Genomic DNA, 18,247 nt, shown 5'->3' on the forward strand with positions numbered 1-18,247 from the left:
CTTCTTCATCCCGCCGCCGCCTTCACCCGAAGGCAAAGGCCACAGCGAAATCCCTGCAACAACTTGCCGGCTTGCGCCGGACTCAGGCAGCCGCGGGCGCCGCCGTCGGCGCTGCCGCCGCATCGGCAGCCGGCTTGGCCGCCCCACCCGCCTTCTTGCGGCCCGGCGCGATCATCATGATCATCTGCCGGCCCTCGAGCTTCGGAAACTGCTCGACGACGATCAGGTCGGCGAGTTCGTCCCGAATGCGCTGCAACAGCGCCAGGCCGAGTTCCTGGTGGGTGATTTCACGACCGCGGAACCGCAGCGTGATCTTGCACTTGTCACCATCCTCAAGAAAGCGCCGGATGTTGCGCATCTTGATGTTGTAGTCACCATCGTCGGTACCCGGCCGGAACTTGATTTCCTTGACCTCGATGACCTTCTGCTTCGACTTCGCCTCGGCCGCCTTCTTCTGCTCGTGGTACTTGAACTTGCCGTACTCGATCAGGCGGCAGACGGGCGGATTGGCCGCCGCGACGACTTCGACCAGGTCGACGTCTTGTTCACCAGCCAGGCGCAAGGCCTCGGCGAGACTCACTACACCCAATGGCTCGTTCTCGGGCCCGATCAGGCGGACTTCCGGGGCCATGATTTCCCGGTTCAGGCGGTGTTGGCGTTCCTCGCGGTGGCGGCGGTCGCGGAATGCAGTAGCGATGGTCAGAATCCTTAAAACAATATGCTACAAAAAAATGTAGCGATTGCCTTCAAAGTCCGCGCCCACAAGCCCCCTGATCAAAAAATCAGCCCTTGAACTCGTTCAAATTCAAAGCTTGTGTTGGATGTCGTGGGCGATCTTTTGGGAGAACGCTTCCACCGACATGGCACCGAGGTCAAGATTGCCCCGGGCGCGCACTGCGACGGCACCTGCTTCCTTTTCCTTGTCGCCTACGACGAGGATGTAAGGCAGCTTTTGCAACGAATGCTTCCGTATTTTATACGTAATCTTCTCGTTGTGCAGGTCGAGCGCCACCCTAAGCCCTTGATTCTGCAGCGTTTTGGCAACTTCCCCGGCGTAATCGGCCTGGTTTTCGCTGATGTTGAGCACCGCGACCTGCACCGGAGCGAGCCAGGCAGGCAGTGCGCCGGCATGGTGTTCGATCAGCATCCCGATGAAGCGCTCGAGGCTGCCGACGATCGCGCGGTGCAGCATCACCGGGTGGGCGCGGCCGCTGGATTCCGTGACGTACTCGGCGCCCAGGCGCTCGGCCATGTTGAAGTCAACCTGCATCGTGCCGCACTGCCAGTGGCGGCCGATCGCGTCGCGCAGCGTGTATTCGATCTTGGGGCCGTAGAAGGCGCCCTCGCCCGGCGAGATGACGAATTCCACGCCCGAGCGCCGCAACGCCTCCATCAGCGCGTTCTCGGCCTTGTCCCACAGCTCGTCGGAGCCGATGCGGTTGTCGGGCCGCGTCGCGACCTTGTAGAGGATGTCCGTGAAGCCGAAATCGGCATACACCTTGAGCAGCTGCGCCGTGTAGGCCACGCATTCCTCGAGGATCTGGTCTTCCGTGCAGAACACGTGGCCATCGTCCTGCGTGAAGCCGCGCACCCGCATGATGCCGTGCAGGCCGCCGGATGGCTCGTTGCGGTGGCACTGGCCGAACTCGCCGTAGCGCAGCGGCAGGTCGCGGTAGCTGCGCAGGTCCGACTTGAAGATCAGCACGTGGCCCGGGCAGTTCATCGGCTTCAGGGCGTAGTCGCGCTTCTCCGACTCCGTCGTGAACATGTTCTCGCGGTAGTTCTGCCAGTGGCCCGTCTTCTCCCACAGGCTCTTGTCGAGGATCTGCGGACCCTTGACCTCCTGGTAGCCCGTCTCGCGGTAGATCTTGCGCATGTACTGCTCGACCTGCTGCCAGATCGACCAGCCCTTCGGGTGCCAGAACACCAGGCCCGGCGCGGCCTCGTCGATGTGGAACAGGTCGAGTTCCTTGCCGAGCCGGCGGTGGTCGCGCTTCTCGGCTTCCTCGATCCGCTTGATGTAGTCGTCGAGCTGCTTCTTGTCGGCCCAGGCCGTGCCGTAGATGCGCTGCAGCTGCTCGTTCTTGGCGTCGCCGCGCCAGTAGGCGCCGGCCAGCTTCGTGAGCTTGAAGACCTTCAGGAAGCGCGTGTTCGGCACGTGCGGGCCGCGGCACATGTCGACATATTCCTGGTGGTAGTAGAGGCCCATCGCCTGCTCGTCGGGCATGTCCTCGACCAGGCGCAGCTTGTAGTCCTCGCCGCGGGACTTGAAGACGTCGATCACCTCGTCGCGCGGCGTCATCTTCTTGACCACGTCGTAATCCTGCGCGATCAGCTCGCGCATCCGCTTCTCGATCGCCTCCATGTCCTCGGGCGTGAACGGGCGCTCGTATGAGATGTCGTAGTAGAAGCCTTCGTCGATCACCGGGCCGATCACCATCTTGGCCGTCGGGTAGAGCTGCTTCACCGCGTGGCCGACCAGGTGGGCCGTCGAGTGGCGGATGATCTCGAGGCCCTCGTCGTCCTTGGGCGTGATGATCTGCAGCTTCGCCGAGTGGTCGATGATGTCGCTGGCGTCGACCAGCCGGCCGTCGACCTTGCCGGCGACCGTCATCTTGGCCAGCCCGGGACCGATCGATTTGGCAACGTCGGCCACCGAAACCGGGCCGGGGAACTCGCGCTGCGAGTTGTCGGGAAGCGTGATCTGGATCATTGGAAAACCTCGTCGAGAAAAACAAAAAAGCGCGGTACGAGACCGCGCTTTGCTCTGGTTGATGGGCCGGGGATTTCCGGCGCGCGCGGCCTACCGGCCTTTTCCTTCGGGGAAAAGACCGCTCGTTGCGTGCGGTGTAGTTCGCGGTGTCATAACCAGGGTGCCTTTCTCGCTCTTGTGGGGTGCTGAGATGGAGCCGCAGATTCTATCCGCAGCGCCGTCAGCTCGCAGCGGCGGCGTTCTTGAGGCCCAGGACCTCGATCGGCTCGATGGACGGCGGCTTGGCGAACAGGTCCGGCGCCTTCGCCATCAGGGCTTGGGCGATCGGGCCGCTGAGGTGGGCCTGGCGGCCGGCTTCGTCCTCGAAGGCGTCGAAGACGCCGAAGACGCTGGGCGACAGGCGCAGCGCGAACCAGATGGGCGTGGTCTTCTCGTCGCGCGCCATGGCCAGGCCGGCTTCGAGGAACTGCTGGACCTCGGCTTCCTTGCCCGGCTTGGCTTCGAGGCGGGCGAACAGTGCGTACTTGATCATGAAAGTCTCCGGTGGATGCGGTTGCGCGAGATTGCGTCGACCGGCGTTCACTCTAGGCCCCGCCACGGATTCGCCCTATTGGCATTTTTGACATCTTTGCTATCGTTATTGCTATGAAGATCAACATCCTCGCACTCGATGGCGTGTTCGATACCGGGCTGGCGACGGTGCAGGACGTCTTCGGCACCGCCAACGAGCTGGCCGGCATGCTCGGCCTCGCGGTACCGCCGTTCGAGGTCGCACTGATCGGCATGCGGCGGAAGGTGCGCACCGCGCAGGGGCTCGGCGTGCCGGTGTTGCCGGCCGGCCAGGCAGGCACGCCCGACTGGACCGTGATCCCGGCGATCGGCGAGAAGATGCCCGACGGGCTCCAGGTGGCGCTGCAGCGGCGCGACATCGCCGACGCCACGGCCGCGCTGCGCGAGCAATCGGCGGGCGGAGTGCGGATCGCCGCCGCCTGCATCGGCACCTTCGTGCTCGCCGAATCGGGCCTGCTCGATGGCCAGGGCGCGACCACCACGTGGTGGCTGTCGAACCTGTTCCGCCAGCGCTATCCGGCGGTCCGGCTCGAAGAGTCCCGCATGCTGGTCAGCTCCRGCGCCTTCGTCACCGCGGGTGCCGCGCTGAGCCATGTCGACATGGCGCTGCTGCTGGTGCGACAGGCCAGCCCCGAGCTCGCCGCGCTGGTGGCGAAGTACCTGATCGTCGACTCGCGGCCTTCGCAGTCCGCCTACGTCATCACCGACCACCTGAGCCACTCGGACGCGACCGTCGAGCGCTTCGAGCGCTGGGCCCGCGGCCGTCTGGCGGAGGGCTTCTCGCTCGACGAGGCCGCCAGCGCCGCCGGCACCAGCAAGCGCACGCTGGCGCGCCGCATGCAGCAGGTGCTGGGCAAGACGCCGCTGTCGTACTTCCAGGACCTGCGGGTCGAGCGCGCCGTGCACCTGCTGAAGACCAGCGACAAGAGCCTGGAGCAGATCGCGACGCTGGTGGGCTATGCCGAGGGCGTCACCTTGCGCGCCTTGCTGCGCCAGCGGCTGGGCCGCGGGGTGCGCGATCTGCGCGTGGCGGACTAGTTTCTGAATCGAGCATTGGGGCGGGCCCACGCCGACGGTGTGCTCTGCTCCGCGAATGTCCCCCGCCCTTCGGGCTCCTCCTTTATTTCGCTGCGCAGAGCACACCATCGGCGTGAGCCGTCAAGCCGGTGGTTCATCCTCGGCAGCACCCCTCGGCACGCACCCCGGAGCTTCTGGATGAGACAAAAAACCCCGCGCGATCACTCACGCGGGGCTGTCAATCAGCGTCCGTCAGTTCTCAGTGGAACTGCTCTTCCTCGGTCGAACCGGTCAGCGCTTTGACGCTGGACGAGCCGCCCTGGATCACGGTGGTGACGTCGTCGAAGTAGCCGGCGCCGACTTCCTGCTGGTGCGACACGAAGGTGTAGCCCTTGTCGCGCGCCGCGAATTCGGGTTCTTGCACCATGTTCACGTAGTGCTTCATGCCTTCGCCGTTGGCGTAGGCGTGGGCGAACTGGAAAGTGTTGTACCAGTTGATGTGGATGCCCGCGAGCGTGATGAACTGGAACTTGTAGCCCAGCGCCGAGAGGTCTTCCTGGAACGAGGCGATCTGCTTGTCGTCGAGGTTCTTCTTCCAGTTGAAGGACGGCGAGCAGTTGTACGAGAGCAGCTTGCCCGGGCAGGCGGCATGCACGGCCTGCGCGAATTCGCGGGCGAAGCCGATGTCCGGCACGCCGGTTTCGCACCACACGAGGTCGGCATAGGGCGCGTAGGCGACGCCGCGGCTGATGGACTGCTCGAGGCCGTTCTTGACGCGGTAGAAGCCTTCTTGCGTGCGCTCGCCGGTCAGGAAGGGCTTGTCGTTCGCGTCGTGGTTGGAGGTGATGAGGTTCGCGGCCTCGGCATCGGTGCGCGCCAGCACGATGGTCGAAACACCCATCACGTCGGCCGCGAAGCGCGCCGAGATCAGCTTCTCGCAGGCTTCCTGCGTCGGCACCAGAACCTTGCCGCCCATGTGGCCGCACTTCTTCACCGCGGCCAGCTGGTCCTCGAAGTGCACGCCCGCGGCGCCCGCGGCGATCATGTTCTTCATCAGTTCGAAGGCATTCAGCACGCCGCCGAAGCCGGCTTCGGCATCGGCCACGATCGGCAGGAAGTAGTCGATGAATTCCTTGTCGCCCGGATTGACGCCGCGGCCCCACTGGATTTCGTCGGCGCGCTTGAAGGTGTTGTTGATGCGGCGGACCATGGTCGGCACCGAGTCGTAGGCGTAGAGCGACTGGTCCGGGTACATCGTTTCGGAGGTGTTGCCGTCGGCAGCGACCTGCCAGCCCGAGAGGTACACGGCTTCGAGGCCGGCCTTGGCCTGCTGCATCGCCTGACCGGCGCTGATGGCGCCGAAGGCATTCACGTAGCCTTTCTTGGCGTCGCCGTTGATCTTCTCCCACAGCTTCTCGGCACCGCGGCGTGCCAGCGTGTGCTCGATCGGCAGCGAGCCGCGCAGGCGCACCACGTCGGCGGCGCTGTAGCCGCGCTTGACGCCCTTCCAGCGCGGGTTGGTCGCCCAATCCTTTTCGAGGGCGGCAATCTGCTGTTCGCGGCTCAGTTGTTCTGTGAGGGTCTGGGGCATGGTCACTCCGAGGGTTGATTGAGAGGTGGGCGCTGTCGCGTCTTGGGCTTTACTGTAAGTCAGAGCCAGACTCTTATGTCTTATAGAAGACATATTTTTGCATGAGCAAAATCAACGACTTACAGACGTTTTTCTCAATGCAAAATTAATTTTCTCGTATTGAGAAAAAATATTGCAGCGCAGCACCAGACCTTTTCACAATGCGAAGCGAGCTTTTCACGCGTGAAACCCTGCGCACGAAAGGTGATTTCAGTCGCGCCGGAACCAGTCGCCGCTGGCGATCACCGACCGTCCTGCGACGCGATCGGGATGGATCTCGTAGACCAGGCAGGCCAGCGCCGCCCCGGCCGCGCGGACCTGGACCTCGCGCTTGATGTACTCGCCAGTGTCTCCGGATCCAACCTCTTCGAGCACATCCAGCTGCGCCTCGAGGGCCGGCGTGATGCGGTAGATCTCGCCCTGCACCCTGCCCTCGCCGCCCAGCACCGCGCCAGGATAGGCGCCCAGGTCGTAGAGCGTGCCGGCGATCACGCCGTCGGCGATGCGCTGCGGGGCGGGCGAGAAACGGGCGATGTCGTTGCTGCCGCCCGCGCGCAGGGTGCCGTAGACGAAGACATGGCGAGGTGTCGAGGGTGAATCAGGCATCATCGAATCATCCTCGGAACGACGCCTCGATTGAACACCGCATCCCACGCACCCGGCCGCCTGGTGGCCTATGGCTGCCTCGCCCTGAGCATGTCGCTGGTCGGCAGCTACGTCGCCCTCTCCAAGCCCCTGGTTGCCGCCTTTCCGGTGCTGTTGCTGGCATGGCTGCGCTTCGGCATCGCGGCGCTGGCGATGCCGCACTGGCTTCGGCGGCCGCCCGGAGAGGCACCGATGACCCGCCGCACCCGCGGGCTGGTCTTCCTCGAATCCTTCCTCGGCAACTTCCTGTTCTCGATCTGCATGCTGTTCGGCGTCAGCCTGACGAGTGCGGTGTCGGCCGGCGTGATCATGGCGTCGATCCCGGCGGTGGTGGCGATCGGCAGCCGGGTCTTCCTGCGCGAGGGCATCACGACGCGGGTCGCGCTGGCGATCGCCTGCGCCGCGCTGGGCATCGGCCTGCTCGCGCTGGCCCCGGCGCCGGCCGGCGCGCATGCCGGGCCCGCGGCCGGCGCCTCGATGCCCTGGCTGGGCAACCTGCTGGTGTTCTGCGCGGTGGTCTGCGAGGCCGCCTATGCGGTGATCGGCAAGTCGCTCACCGGACGGCTCGGACCCAAGCGCATCTCCTCGCTGATCAACCTCTGGGGCTTCGTTCTGTCGACGCCCTTCGGCATCTGGTTCGCGCTGCGCTTCGACTTCGGCGCTGTGTCGATCGGCCTCTGGAGCCTGCTGTTCGTCTATGCGCTGGCGGCGAGCATCTGGACCGTGTGGCTCTGGATGACCGGCCTGAAGAGCGTGCCGGCCTCGCAGGCCGGCGTGTTCACGGTGATGCTGCCGGTGAGCGCCGCGGTGGTCGGCGTGCTGGTCCTCGGCGAGCGCCTGAGCACCATGCAAGGGGTCGCGTTCGCGCTCGCGCTGCTCGGCGTCGTGCTCGCGACATGGCCCTCGCGCCGCAACTGAGGCCGCTCCGAGGAGAACGGCACCGCTTCTCCCCTCTGAAAAAACAACAGCTCCCAATGAAAAAGTCTCTTTTTCCCTTGGAAACGCGTTTCTTCTCCTTTAGCATCCGCAATGCCGATGGAGACACTGCTTTTCATTGGTGAAAGTGTCCAACCAAAAAAGGAATTCAACCATGGCAACTGCAAAGAAGGCTCCGGCCAAGAAAGCTCCCGCAAAGAAGGCCGCTCCGGCCAAGAAGGCGGCTGCACCGGCGAAGAAGGCTGCTCCTGCAAAGAAGGCAGCACCCGCCAAGAAGGCTGCTCCTGCAAAGAAGGCTGCTCCTGCGAAGAAGGCGGCTCCCGCCAAGAAGCGCACCCCGAACGCCGCGTTCATGAAGGCACTGACGCCCAGCCCGGCCCTCGCCGCCGTGGTCGGCTCGACGCCTCTGCCGCGCACCGCCGTGGTGAGCAAGCTGTGGGACTACATCAAGAAGAACAACCTTCAGGACAAGGCCAACAAGCGCAACATCAACGCCGACGCCAAGCTGAAGGAAATCTTCGGCAAGCCGCAAGTGTCGATGTTCGAACTGGCTTCGCTGATCGGCAAGCACGTCAAGTGAGCCCGTGGGCGCCTCGCGCGCCTGCCTCAAGAAAGCCGGCAGCCGCCGGCTTTTTTTTCGCCCCGGCGGCGTGTTCGCCCTAGCGGCCCGCGGCCTGCGCCTGTGCCGATCGGGTGATGGCGCTCAGGGTGCCGCGCGTGGTGATGACCTCGGGATCGAGCGGGATCTCGATCAGCGTCCCGGTATCGGCCGCCAGCGCGCGCAGCAGCGCCGCCTCGAACTGCGCGGTCGCGGTCACGCGTTCGGCCGCATAGCCGTAGGCCCGCGCCAGGGCGCAGAAGTCGGGGTTGCGCAGCGCGGTGCCGCTGACCTTGGTCGGGTACTCGCGCTCCTGGTGCATGCGGATGGTGCCGAACATGCCGTTGTTGAGCAGCACGATGATGCTCTTGCCGCCGTGCTGCGAGGCCGTGGCCAGCTCCTGGCCGTTCATGAGGAAGTCGCCGTCGCCCGCGATCGTGAAGGCGATGCGGCCGGTCGCGATGCTGGCCGCGATGCCCGCCGGCACGCCATAGCCCATCGCGCCGCTGGTGGGCGCGAGCTGCGTCTTGTGGCCCTTGGCCAGGCCGTGGTAGCGGAAGTAGCGATGCACCCAGCTGGCGAAGTTGCCCGCGCCGTTGGTGATCGCGGCATCTTCCGGCAGGTGCTTCTGCAGCAGCTTCACCACCGCCACCATGTCGACCTCGCCGCGCGGCGCGTCGGGCGGCAGGCCGGCCAGCGGCTGCGGTTCGAGGTTGGCGAGGTAGTCGGCCTGGGCAGCCGCGGCCCAGGCCTCCCAGGGCAGCTCCGGCGGCGGGCTCAGCACCTCGAGGCTGCGCGCAGCCGAGGCCATGCCGGCATTGATCGCCAGGTCGGCCTGGTAGACGCGGTTGAGCTCCTCCGCGCTGGCATGGATGTGCACCAGCGTCTGCTTCGCCTTCGGCGCTTCGAGCAGCGTGTAGCCGCCGGTGGTCATCTCGCCCAGGCGCGGGCCGATCGCGAGGATCAGGTCGCTCTGGCGAACGCGCTCGGCCAGCTTCGGATTGATCGCGATGCCGACATCGCCCGCGTACTGCGGGTGGTGGTTGTCGAAGGTGTCCTGGAAGCGGAAGGCGTTCGCCACCGGCAGCTTCCAGTTCTCGGCGAAGCGCTGCAGCGCCTGCGCCGCCTGCGGCGTCCAGCCGCCGCCGCCGGCGATGACCAGCGGACGCTCGGCCTTCAGCAGCAGCTCGCGCAGGGTGCGCAGCGCGCCGGGGTCGCTCCAGGCGGCCACCGGCTCGACCCGCCTGAGCGGCCGCGCGGCCGTCATGCTGCGCAGCATGTCCTCGGGCAGCACCAGCACCACCGGGCCGGGGCGGCCGTTCATGGCCGTGGCGAAGGCTCGCGCCACGTACTCGGGAATGCGGTCGGCGTCGTCGATGCGCTCCACGCGCTTGGCGAAGCCCTTGGTGCTGGGGCCGAAGAAGCTGGCGTAGTCGACCTCCTGGAAGGCCTCGCGATCGCGGAAGTCGCTGCCGACGTCGCCGACGAAAAGCACCATCGGGGTCGAATCCTGGAAGGCGTTGTGGACGCCGATCGAGGCATTGGTGGCGCCCGGTCCGCGCGTCACGAAGCACACGCCGGGCCGGTTGGTCAGCTTGCCGTGCGCCTCGGCCATGAAGGCCGCGCCGCCCTCCTGGCGGTTGACGATGAAGCGAATGCGATCGCCATAGGCATGGAAGCCGTCGAGCACCGCCAGGAAGCTCTCGCCGGGGACGCCGAAGGCCAGTTCGACGCCTTGCTCGACCAGGCACTCGACAATCAGGTGGCCGGCAGGTTGGGATGGACTCATGGAAGGGCGCCTCTTTCTGTCTGATCTGGATGCAACGGGGATGTGCCGGATTATCCGTTCGCCCCCTGCCCGCTTGCCTTAATTCCCCAATTGGTTAAATTCGCTGCATGAAAGCTTCCACCCCGGCCGCGGCCGAACCGCGCTCGCGCGATGCCGACCGCTCGCAGCTCGCGATCCTCGAGGCCGCCCGCGACGAGTTCTCACAGCGCGGACTGGCCGGCGCCCGCATGGACAGCATCGCCGAGCGCGCCGGCCTCAACAAGCGCCTGATCTACTACTACTTCGGCAGCAAGGACGACCTCTTCCTGGCGGTGCTCGAAGGCACCTACGCCGACATCCGCGAGGCCGAGCAGCGGCTGCACCTCGACGAGGTCGAGCCGGTCGAGGCGATCCGGCGGCTGGTCTCGTTCACCTGGCACTACTACCTCGAGCATCCCGAGTTCATCACGCTGCTCAACAGCGAGAACCTGCACCGGGCCGCGCATCTCAAGCGCTCCGAACGGATCCAGGAAATGAACTCCCCGCTGGTCGCCCTGCTCGACGGCGTGCTCGAGCGCGGCCGACGCGACAACCTGTTCCGGGCCGGCGTCGACCCGGTGCAGCTCTACATCTCGATCGCGTCGCTGTGCTATTTCTACCTGTCGAACAACGACACGCTGTCGGCGGTGTTCGGACGCGACCTGCGGGCGCCGAAGGCGATGGCGCAGCGCCTGTCGCACATGACCGACCTGGTGCTCGGCTACGTGCTGCGCTGATACGGGTATCTCCTAGTGGCTCGCCGGTTGACGGGCCGACGAGGGCGTTCCTAGAATTGCTAATTCACTTTTTGGTGAATTGAGTTGCGCGGCGCCGCCGTTCGATTCCAGGTCAACCCACCTCCTTTGTCGATGCTCCGCAATCTTCTGCTCGCGCCCGCGCTCCGGCCCTTCCTGCTCATCCTGATGCTGCTGGTGCTGTGGGATCTCGCGATCCGCGTCTTCGGCATCCCGGCCTACCTGGTCCCGCCGCCGCTGGAGGTGGTCAAGATGCTCGGCGCCGAATGGCCGCGCCTGCTGGCCGAGAGCTGGAAGACCACGCTCGCCACGCTGGGCGGCTTCGCGCTCACGATCGTCATCGGCATCCCGATCGCGATGGTGATCGCCTATTCGCGCCTGGTGGAGTCGTATGTCTATCCGCTGCTGGTGTTTTCGCAGAGCATTCCTAAGGTGGCGATCGCGCCGCTGTTCGTGGTGTGGTTCGGCTTCGGCATCTTCCCGAAGGTGATCTCGGCCTTCCTGCTGGGCTTCTTCCCGGTGGTGGTGTCGACCGTGATGGGCTTCAAGTCGGTCGAGCCCGACATGCTGGACCTGGCCCGCTCGATGGGCGCGAGCCGGCTCCAGACCTTCTTCAAGATCAGCCTGCCGCAGGCCCTGCCCGCGATCTTCAGCGGGCTCAAGGTCTCGGTCACGCTGGCGGTGGTGGGCGCCGTGGTCGGCGAGTTCGTCGGCTCCAACTCGGGCATCGGCTACGTGCTGCAGGTCGCCAACGGCAACTTCGACCTGCCGCTGATGTTCGCCGCGCTGGTGGTGCTGTCGAGCATCGGCGTGATCCTGTTCGTCGCCGTCGACGGGGTCGAGCGGCTGATGATTCCGTGGCACGCCTCGCAGCGCCACGTCCAGTGAGTTCCGTCGCAACAACATCCCAAAGGAGACAAGCATGAAGATGATGACTTCGCTGATCGCCGGCGCCGCAGCCGCCCTGGTGCTCGCCGTGACGCCCGCGCAGGCGCAGAACAAGCCGCAGGACAAGGTCACGCTGATGCTCAACTGGTACCTCTACAGCGAGCATGCGCCCTTCTTCCTCGGCAAGGAGCGCGGCTACTACGCCGATGAAGGCATCGACCTGGAAATTCAGGAGGGCCGCGGCTCGGCCGTGACCGCCCAGGCGGTCGCCGCCCGCTCGGCGACCTTCGGCTACATCGACGTCACGACCATGATCAAGGCCGCCGCCAAGGGGGCGCCGCTGAAGTCGACCGGCGTGCTGTTCCAGGTCAGCCCGATGTCGGTGATGGGCTTCAGCGAGAAGGGCATCAAGGCGCCGAAGGACATCGTCGGCAAGACCGTGGCGGTCACGCCGGGCGACTCGATGTCGCAGATGTGGCCGCTGTTCCTCAAGGTCAACAACATCCAGCCCGACCAGGTCAAGATCGTCTCGGGCGACGCCCAGACCAAGCTCAATGCCGTGACCACCGGCCAGGCCGATCTGCTGCTGGGCTACGTGATGGACCAGGCGATCAAGCTGCAGGACGCCACCGGCAAGCCGGTGACGCCGATCCGCTTCGCCGATTCGGGCGTCAACCAGATCAGCTCCGGCATCATCGCCAACAAGAACCTGCTGACCGAGAACCCCGACCTCGTGAAGCGCTTCATGCGGGCCTCCACGCGCGCAGCCGAAGCGGCCGAGAAAGACCCGGCCGCGGCGGTCGATGCGATGCTCAAGGCCAACCCCAAGGCCGGCGTGCGCGACACCCTGATCGTCGGGATGAAGCAGAGCGCGGCCCTCTATCACACCAAGGACACCGCCAACCAGCGGCCGTTCCGGGTGGCGATGAAGAACGTCAACGACTCGCTCGACCTGCTAGTGCAGTACGGCGGCATGGACGCGGCCACCCGCGGCAAGCCCGAAGACTACGTCACGCTCGACTTCCTGCCGACCAACTGACCTGCTTCCCATGGCCCTGGACACACTCATCGAAGCGCGCGGCGTCGCCAAGACCTACCAGAGCAAGGACGGCCCGGTCGAGTCGCTCAAGCCGCTCGACTTCTCGATCCGCGAGGGCGAGTTCGTCTCGGTGGTCGGTCCCTCGGGCTGCGGCAAGAGCACGCTGCTGAAGATGGTGGCCGGGCTGCTGCCGATCAGCGCCGGCACGCTGACCCTGGCCGGCAAGCCCATCACCGGGCCGCAGAAAGACGTCGGCATCGTGTTCCAGAGCGCGGTGCTGCTGGCCTGGCGCAGCATCGAGGACAACATCCTGCTGCAGGCCGAGATCCGCCGCCTGCCCAAGGCCGCGGCGCGCGCGCGGGCGCGCGCGCTGATGCAGATGGCGGGCCTCGCCGGCTTCGAGAACAAATACCCGTGGCAACTCTCGGGCGGCATGCAGCAGCGGGCCTCGATCTGCCGCGCCCTGCTGCACGATCCCTCGGTGCTGCTGATGGACGAGCCCTTCGGCGCGCTCGACGCCATGACGCGCGAGAAGATGAACCTCGAGCTGCAGCGCATCTGGTCGGCCTCGAAGAAGACGGTGCTGCTGATCACGCACAGCATCCCCGAGGCGATCTTCCTGTCGGACCGGGTGATCGTCATGAGCGAGCGCCCGGGCTCGATCGCCGCCATCTACGACATCGACCTGCCGCGGCCCCGGCCGCTCGACGTCATGGGCACCGAACGCTTCGCTGCCTACGCCCGGACCCTGCGCGCGCATTTCTTCGCGCAGGGCCAGCTCGACGCCCACTGACGGCTCGCCGTGACCGCTTCCGCCTCGCCCAGCGCGCCGGCCGTGCGCATCCTCGCCGTCGATTTCGGCGTCCGCGCAATGACCTTGCGCCTGCCGTTCAAGTTCGGCGCCGTCACGCTCACCCGCTGCCCGCAGGTGTTCGTGCGCGCCACCGTGGATTGCGGCGCGCAAGGCACGGCCCAGGGCTGGGCCGCGGAGCTGATGGTGCCGCGCTGGTTCGACAAGCGGCCAGGGCTGAGTCAGGCCGACAACGTCCGCCACCTCCAGCTGGCGCTGGAAGCCGCCGCGGCGGCCTACACCCGCGGCGCGCCGGCGACGGCCTTCGATCTGTTCGCCCGGCACTACGAGGCGCTGACGATGCAGGGCGAAGCCGCGGGGCTCACCGCGCTGGCCACCGGCTTCGGCCAGGCGGTGCTCGATCGCGCGGTGCTCGACGCGCTGTGCCGCGCCATGCAGGTGCCGGTGCATGTCGCGTTCCAGCGCAACCTGGTCGGCATCGGTGACACGCCACTGGCCGACGACCTGCGCGGCTGGAACTGGAACGGATGGCTGGCGCGCCTGGCGCCTGCCGCCCATCTCGAGGCCCGCCACACGATCGGCATGCTCGATGCGCTCGAAGGCGACACCGAGGATGCGGCCGGGCTGCCGGTCAGCCTGCCCGCGGTGGTGCGCCGCCACGGCCACCGCTATTTCAAGATCAAGCTGGGCGGCGACCCCGCCGCCGACCTGGCGCGGCTCGATGCGGTGCTGGAGGCGCTCGACGCCGCCGCGCCCGGCCATCGCTTCAGCCTCGACGGCAACGAGCAGTACGCCGACATGGCGGCGCTGCAGGCGCTGTGCGCCGGCCTGCGCACGCTGCCGCGGCTGGCCGCGCGGCCCGACGCGCTGCTCTACATCGAGCAGCCGCTGCCGCGCGAAGCCAGCCTGGACAGCGCGCTGGCAGGGCTCGGCGCCCCGGCCCCGCTGCTGCTCGACGAGGCGGACGGCACGCTCGACGCTTTTCCGATCGGCCGCGCGCACGGCTGGCGCGGCGTCTCGAGCAAGGGCTGCAAGGGCCTCTACAAGGCGGTGCTCAACCGCGCCCGTTGCGATCAGTGGAACCTGACGGCCCGCGACCCCAGCGACCGCTGCTTCATGTCGGCCGAAGACCTGACCTGCCAGGCCGGCCTGGCCGTGCAGCAGGACCTGGCGCTGGCATCGCTGCTGGGCCTGGTGCACTGCGAGCGCAACGGCCATCACTACGTCGACGGCTTCGGTGACGCCCCGGCCGCCGAGCAGCAGGCCTTCGCCGCGGCCCATGGCGACCTCTACGAAAGCGCCGGCGGACCGCCGCGGCTCGCGATCCACGGCGGCCGGATCGCGATCGGGTCGCTGGCGCAACCCGGTTTCGCGCATGGCGCCGACCCCGATTTCAACAGCCTGCAACCCCTCTCGCAAGCGCCTGCCCTCGTGTAGCCGCTCGCTTCACCCCCGCCACAAAGGAGACTCCATGCCCTTCACCCGACGCGCCGGCCTCGCAGCCTGCCTCGCCCTCGGCGCCGCCTTCGCCGCCACGGCCGCCGAAACGGCCTACCCGACCAAGCCGATCCGCGTGATCGTGCCGTTCGCGGCCGGCAGCACCACCGACATCATCGCCCGCGCCATCACCGACAAGATGAGCGCCAGCATGGGCCAGATGCTGGTGATCGACAACCGCGGCGGCGCCAGCGGCACCATCGGCCAGCAGGCCGTGGCCACGGCCGCGCCGGACGGCTACACGATCATGATCCACTCGTCGTCGCACACGGTGAGTCCCTCGACCTTCGCCAAGCTGCCCTTCGACACGGTCGCCGACTTCGCCGGCGTGACGCCGATCTCGACCCTGCCGAACGCGCTGGTGATCTCGCCGTCGAAGAACATCAAGACACTGAAGGAACTGGTCGCCGCCGCCAAGGCCAAGCCGGGCACGATCAACTTCGCTTCTGCCGGCCAGGGCAGCGCGACCCACCTGAACGCCGAGAAGTTCAAGCTGGCGGCGAAGATAGACGCCACCAACATCCCGTTCAAGGGCTCGGCCGACGCCGTGACCGAGGTGCTGTCGGGCCGGGTCGACTACTACTTCTCGCCGATCGCGCCGGTCATCGGCCAGATCCGCGAAGGCCACCTGCTGGCACTGGCGGTCGGCTCGCCGAAGCGCGCGGCCGCCCTGCCCGATGTGCCGACCACCGCCGAAGCCGGCGTGCCGGGCTCCGAGTTCAACTTCTGGATCGGCATGATGGCGCCCGCCAAGACGCCGCGCGAGGTTGTCAACCGGCTGCACGACGAGGTCGCGAAGGCCCTCGCCAGCCCCGAGGTCAAGGAGCGCTTCCTGAAGCTGGGCGCCGACGCCTGGACCCTCAAGCCCGAGCAGTTCGACGCCTACATCAAGGACGAGATCGCCAGCAACGCCACCCTGGTGAAGGCCGCCGGCCTGTCGCCAGCCCCCTAAGCCAACTTACAGCGGAGAACCCCATGGCACAACAACGACTCGGAATCATCATGCACGGCGTCACCGGACGCATGGGCATGAACCAGCACCTGATCCGCTCCATCGTCGCGATCCGCGCCCAGGGCGGCGTGACGCTCTCGAACGGCGACAAGGTCATGCCCGACCCGATCCTGATCGGCCGCAACGCCGAGAAGATCGAGGCCCTGGCCAAGGCCCACGGCATCGCGCGCTGGGGATGCGACCTCGACGCCGCGCTCGAGAACAAGGACGACACCATCTTCTTCGACGCCGGCACCACGCAGATGCGCCCGACCCTGCTGGCCAAGGCGATCCGCGCCGGCAAGCATGTCTACTGCGAGAAGCCGATCGCGACCAACCTCAACGAGGCGGTCGAGATCGCCCGCCTGGCCGAAGGCTCGGGCCTGAAGCACGGCGCGGTGCAGGACAAGCTGTTCCTGCCCGGCCTGCGCAAGCTCGACATGCTGCGGCGCGCCGGCTTCTTCGGCCGCATGCTGTCGGTGCGGCTGGAGTTCGGCTACTGGGTGTTCGAAGGCGACCTGCAGCCGATCCAGCGACCGTCGTGGAACTACCGCAAGGAAGACGGCGGCGGCATGATCCTCGACATGATGTGCCACTGGCGCTACGTGCTGGACAACCTGTTCGGCGAGGTGCAGTCGGTGTCGTGCATCGGTGCCACCCACATCCCGAAGCGCTGGGACGAAGACGGCAAGCCCTACGAGGCGACCGCCGACGATGCCGCCTACGCCACCTGCGAGCTCAAGGGCCACAACGGCGAGCCGGTGATCGCCCAGATCAACATGAGCTGGGTCACGCGCGTGCGCCGCGACGACCTCGTGACCTTCCATGTCGACGGCACCGACGGTTCGGCGGTCGCCGGCCTGTCGTCCTGCCGGGCGCAGTCGCGGGTCGCCACGCCGCGACCGGTCTGGAACCCGGACGAGAAGCAGATCATGAACTTCTTCGACCAGTGGCAGGAGATCCCGGACTCGCAGGTCTACGACAACGGCTTCAAGATCCAGTGGGAACATTTCATCCGCCACGTGGTCGAGAACGCCCCCTACAAGTGGACGCTGCCCGAAGGCGCCAAGGGCGTTCAGCTGGTCGAGACCGCGCTCGAAAGCTGGAAGGACCGGCGCTGGGTCGACGTGCCGGCGCTGAAGATCTGACGAGGACATCGCCATGACCCTCTCGCTCACCCTCCCCGTGGCCGGCGGCGCGCTGGCGCCGTACGCGCTGCGCGGCAGCGCGCCGGTGCGGCCGCCCGCGGGCGTCAAGTTCAACCGCATCGCCTATTCGGCGGCGCACGTGGTGGCCGACCCGCTGGCCGCCATCGACCCCTGGCTGCAAAGCGCGGTCGACTGGGACGCCACCATCGGCTATCGCCGCCACCTGTGGTCGCTGGGCCTGGGCGTGGCCGAGGCCATGGACACCGCGCAGCGCGGCATGGGCCTGGACTGGCCGACCTCGCTGGAGCTGATCCGCCGCTCGCTCGATGCAGCGAAGGACGTGCCGGGCGCGCTGGTGGCCTCGGGCTGCGGCACCGACCACCTGAACATCGACGAGGTCCGCAGCGTCGATGACGTGATCCGCGGCTACGAAGAGCAGATGGCGGCGATCGAGGCGCTGGGCGGCAAGCTGATCGTGATGGCCAGCCGCGCGCTGGCCCGGGTCGCGAAGAGCCCGGCCGACTACGAGCGGGTGTACGACCGCATCCTGCGCCAGGCCAAGCAGCCGGTGGTGCTGCACTGGCTGGGCGACATGTTCGACCCGGCGCTGGCGGGCTACTGGGGAACGAAGGACGTCGATGCCGCGATGGCCACCGCGCTAGGCATCATCGCAGCCCATCCGGACAAGGTCGACGGCATCAAGATCTCGCTGCTCGACAAGGACAAGGAGATCGCGATGCGCCGGCGGCTGCCGCCGGGCGTTCGCATGTACACCGGCGACGACTTCAACTATGCCGAGCTGATCGCGGGCGACGGCCACGGCAGCGAGAAGACCCACGGCCAGAGCGACGCGCTGCTGGGCATCTTCGACGCCATCGCGCCGGCCGCGAGCGCGGCACTGGGCGAACTGGCGCAGGGCAAGGTCGAGAAGTTCCACGCCATCCTCGGGCCCACAGTGCCGCTGTCGCGCCACATCTTCGCGGCGCCGACGCGCTTCTACAAGACCGGCGTGGTCTTCATGGCCTGGCTCAATGGCCACCAGAGCCACTTCACGATGGTCGGCGGCCAGCAGAGCACGCGTTCGCTGCAGCATTTCGCGGAACTGTTCCGGCTCGCCGATGCGGCCAACCTGCTGGAGCAGCCCGAACTGGCGGTGCGGCGCATGAAGACCTTGCTGGCGCTGCACGGCGTCGAGGGGTGAG

General features: G+C 66.9%; 17 protein-coding genes. 11 read left to right on the forward strand and 6 right to left on the reverse strand.

Translation table 11 applies throughout. The annotated features are described in order from the left end of the window. Window positions 1-82: 82 nt before the first annotated feature. The 3 genes from infC to AC1DF3_RS12840 all read right to left on the reverse strand — a co-directional run bounded on the left by infC (window position 83) and on the right by AC1DF3_RS12840 (window position 3,245). Window positions 83-706 carry a translation initiation factor IF-3 gene (infC, locus tag AC1DF3_RS12830; protein WP_286507742.1) on the reverse strand — a complete coding sequence of 208 codons (624 nt, stop codon included), beginning with the start codon at window positions 704-706 and terminating at the stop codon, window positions 83-85. A gap of 99 nt (window positions 707-805) precedes the next feature. Further along, window positions 806-2,713, reverse strand: a complete 1,908-nt coding sequence (gene thrS, locus AC1DF3_RS12835) for a threonine--tRNA ligase (protein WP_286524355.1) — start codon at window positions 2,711-2,713, stop codon at window positions 806-808. 220 nt (window positions 2,714-2,933) lie between these two features. Next, window positions 2,934-3,245 (reverse strand): putative quinol monooxygenase, encoded by a 312-nt coding sequence (locus AC1DF3_RS12840; protein ID WP_286524358.1) that lies wholly within the window; start codon window positions 3,243-3,245, stop codon window positions 2,934-2,936. A 113-nt stretch (window positions 3,246-3,358) separates the two neighbouring features. Here AC1DF3_RS12840 and AC1DF3_RS12845 point away from each other — a divergent pair, with 113 nt between their 5' ends. Then, on the forward strand, window positions 3,359-4,321 hold the full coding sequence (locus AC1DF3_RS12845; RefSeq protein WP_478139829.1) for a GlxA family transcriptional regulator: 963 nt from the start codon (window positions 3,359-3,361) through the stop codon (window positions 4,319-4,321). Between the two features lie 238 nt (window positions 4,322-4,559). Here AC1DF3_RS12845 and aceA read toward each other — a convergent pair whose 3' ends face one another. Then, window positions 4,560-5,891: an isocitrate lyase gene (aceA, locus tag AC1DF3_RS12850; RefSeq protein WP_286532817.1), complete on the reverse strand. Its 1,332-nt coding sequence runs from the start codon at window positions 5,889-5,891 to the stop codon at window positions 4,560-4,562. Window positions 5,892-6,140: 249 nt separating this feature from the next. Beyond that, complete coding sequence (locus AC1DF3_RS12855) at window positions 6,141-6,539, reverse strand: gamma-glutamylcyclotransferase family protein (RefSeq protein WP_478139830.1); 399 nt, start codon at window positions 6,537-6,539, stop codon at window positions 6,141-6,143. 27 nt (window positions 6,540-6,566) lie between these two features. On the opposite strand from AC1DF3_RS12855, the gene AC1DF3_RS12860 reads away from it, so the two are divergent. Continuing rightward, a complete protein-coding gene (locus AC1DF3_RS12860; RefSeq protein ID WP_286524361.1) occupies window positions 6,567-7,493 on the forward strand; it encodes a DMT family transporter in 927 nt (308 codons plus the stop codon). Window positions 7,494-7,665: 172 nt separating this feature from the next. Beyond that, window positions 7,666-8,091 carry an SWIB/MDM2 domain-containing protein gene (locus AC1DF3_RS12865; RefSeq protein ID WP_286533111.1) on the forward strand — a complete coding sequence of 142 codons (426 nt, stop codon included), beginning with the start codon at window positions 7,666-7,668 and terminating at the stop codon, window positions 8,089-8,091. A gap of 79 nt (window positions 8,092-8,170) precedes the next feature. On the opposite strand, the gene AC1DF3_RS12870 is transcribed toward AC1DF3_RS12865, so the two are convergent. Beyond that, window positions 8,171-9,898, reverse strand: coding sequence for a thiamine pyrophosphate-binding protein (locus AC1DF3_RS12870; protein WP_286532810.1), 1,728 nt, complete (start codon window positions 9,896-9,898; stop codon window positions 8,171-8,173). 107 nt (window positions 9,899-10,005) lie between these two features. On the opposite strand from AC1DF3_RS12870, the gene AC1DF3_RS12875 reads away from it, so the two are divergent. The 8 genes from AC1DF3_RS12875 (at window position 10,006) to AC1DF3_RS12910 (ending at window position 18,246) form a co-directional block, all read left to right on the forward strand. Continuing rightward, the gene (locus tag AC1DF3_RS12875; protein WP_286532809.1) at window positions 10,006-10,653 is read left to right on the forward strand and encodes a TetR/AcrR family transcriptional regulator; all 648 of its coding nucleotides are present in this window, start codon (window positions 10,006-10,008) and stop codon (window positions 10,651-10,653) included. A 132-nt stretch (window positions 10,654-10,785) separates the two neighbouring features. Continuing rightward, window positions 10,786-11,559: an ABC transporter permease gene (locus AC1DF3_RS12880; RefSeq protein ID WP_286507517.1), complete on the forward strand. Its 774-nt coding sequence runs from the start codon at window positions 10,786-10,788 to the stop codon at window positions 11,557-11,559. Between the two features lie 34 nt (window positions 11,560-11,593). Further along, entirely contained in the window at window positions 11,594-12,598 is a 1,005-nt protein-coding gene (locus tag AC1DF3_RS12885; protein ID WP_286524367.1) for an ABC transporter substrate-binding protein, read from the forward strand. A gap of 10 nt (window positions 12,599-12,608) precedes the next feature. Further along, window positions 12,609-13,391 carry an ABC transporter ATP-binding protein gene (locus tag AC1DF3_RS12890; protein WP_478139831.1) on the forward strand — a complete coding sequence of 261 codons (783 nt, stop codon included), beginning with the start codon at window positions 12,609-12,611 and terminating at the stop codon, window positions 13,389-13,391. A gap of 9 nt (window positions 13,392-13,400) precedes the next feature. After that, window positions 13,401-14,846 (forward strand): enolase C-terminal domain-like protein, encoded by a 1,446-nt coding sequence (locus AC1DF3_RS12895; RefSeq protein ID WP_478139832.1) that lies wholly within the window; start codon window positions 13,401-13,403, stop codon window positions 14,844-14,846. A gap of 34 nt (window positions 14,847-14,880) precedes the next feature. Then, the gene (locus AC1DF3_RS12900; protein WP_286532805.1) at window positions 14,881-15,858 is read left to right on the forward strand and encodes a tripartite tricarboxylate transporter substrate binding protein; all 978 of its coding nucleotides are present in this window, start codon (window positions 14,881-14,883) and stop codon (window positions 15,856-15,858) included. Window positions 15,859-15,881: 23 nt separating this feature from the next. Next, the gene (locus AC1DF3_RS12905) at window positions 15,882-17,045 is read left to right on the forward strand and encodes a Gfo/Idh/MocA family protein (protein ID WP_478139833.1); all 1,164 of its coding nucleotides are present in this window, start codon (window positions 15,882-15,884) and stop codon (window positions 17,043-17,045) included. Between the two features lie 13 nt (window positions 17,046-17,058). Next, entirely contained in the window at window positions 17,059-18,246 is a 1,188-nt protein-coding gene (locus AC1DF3_RS12910) for a dihydrodipicolinate synthase family protein (protein WP_478139834.1), read from the forward strand. The last annotated feature ends 1 nt before the right edge of the window (window position 18,247 follow it).

Source organism: Variovorax sp. 10N432 (assembly GCF_056394465.1).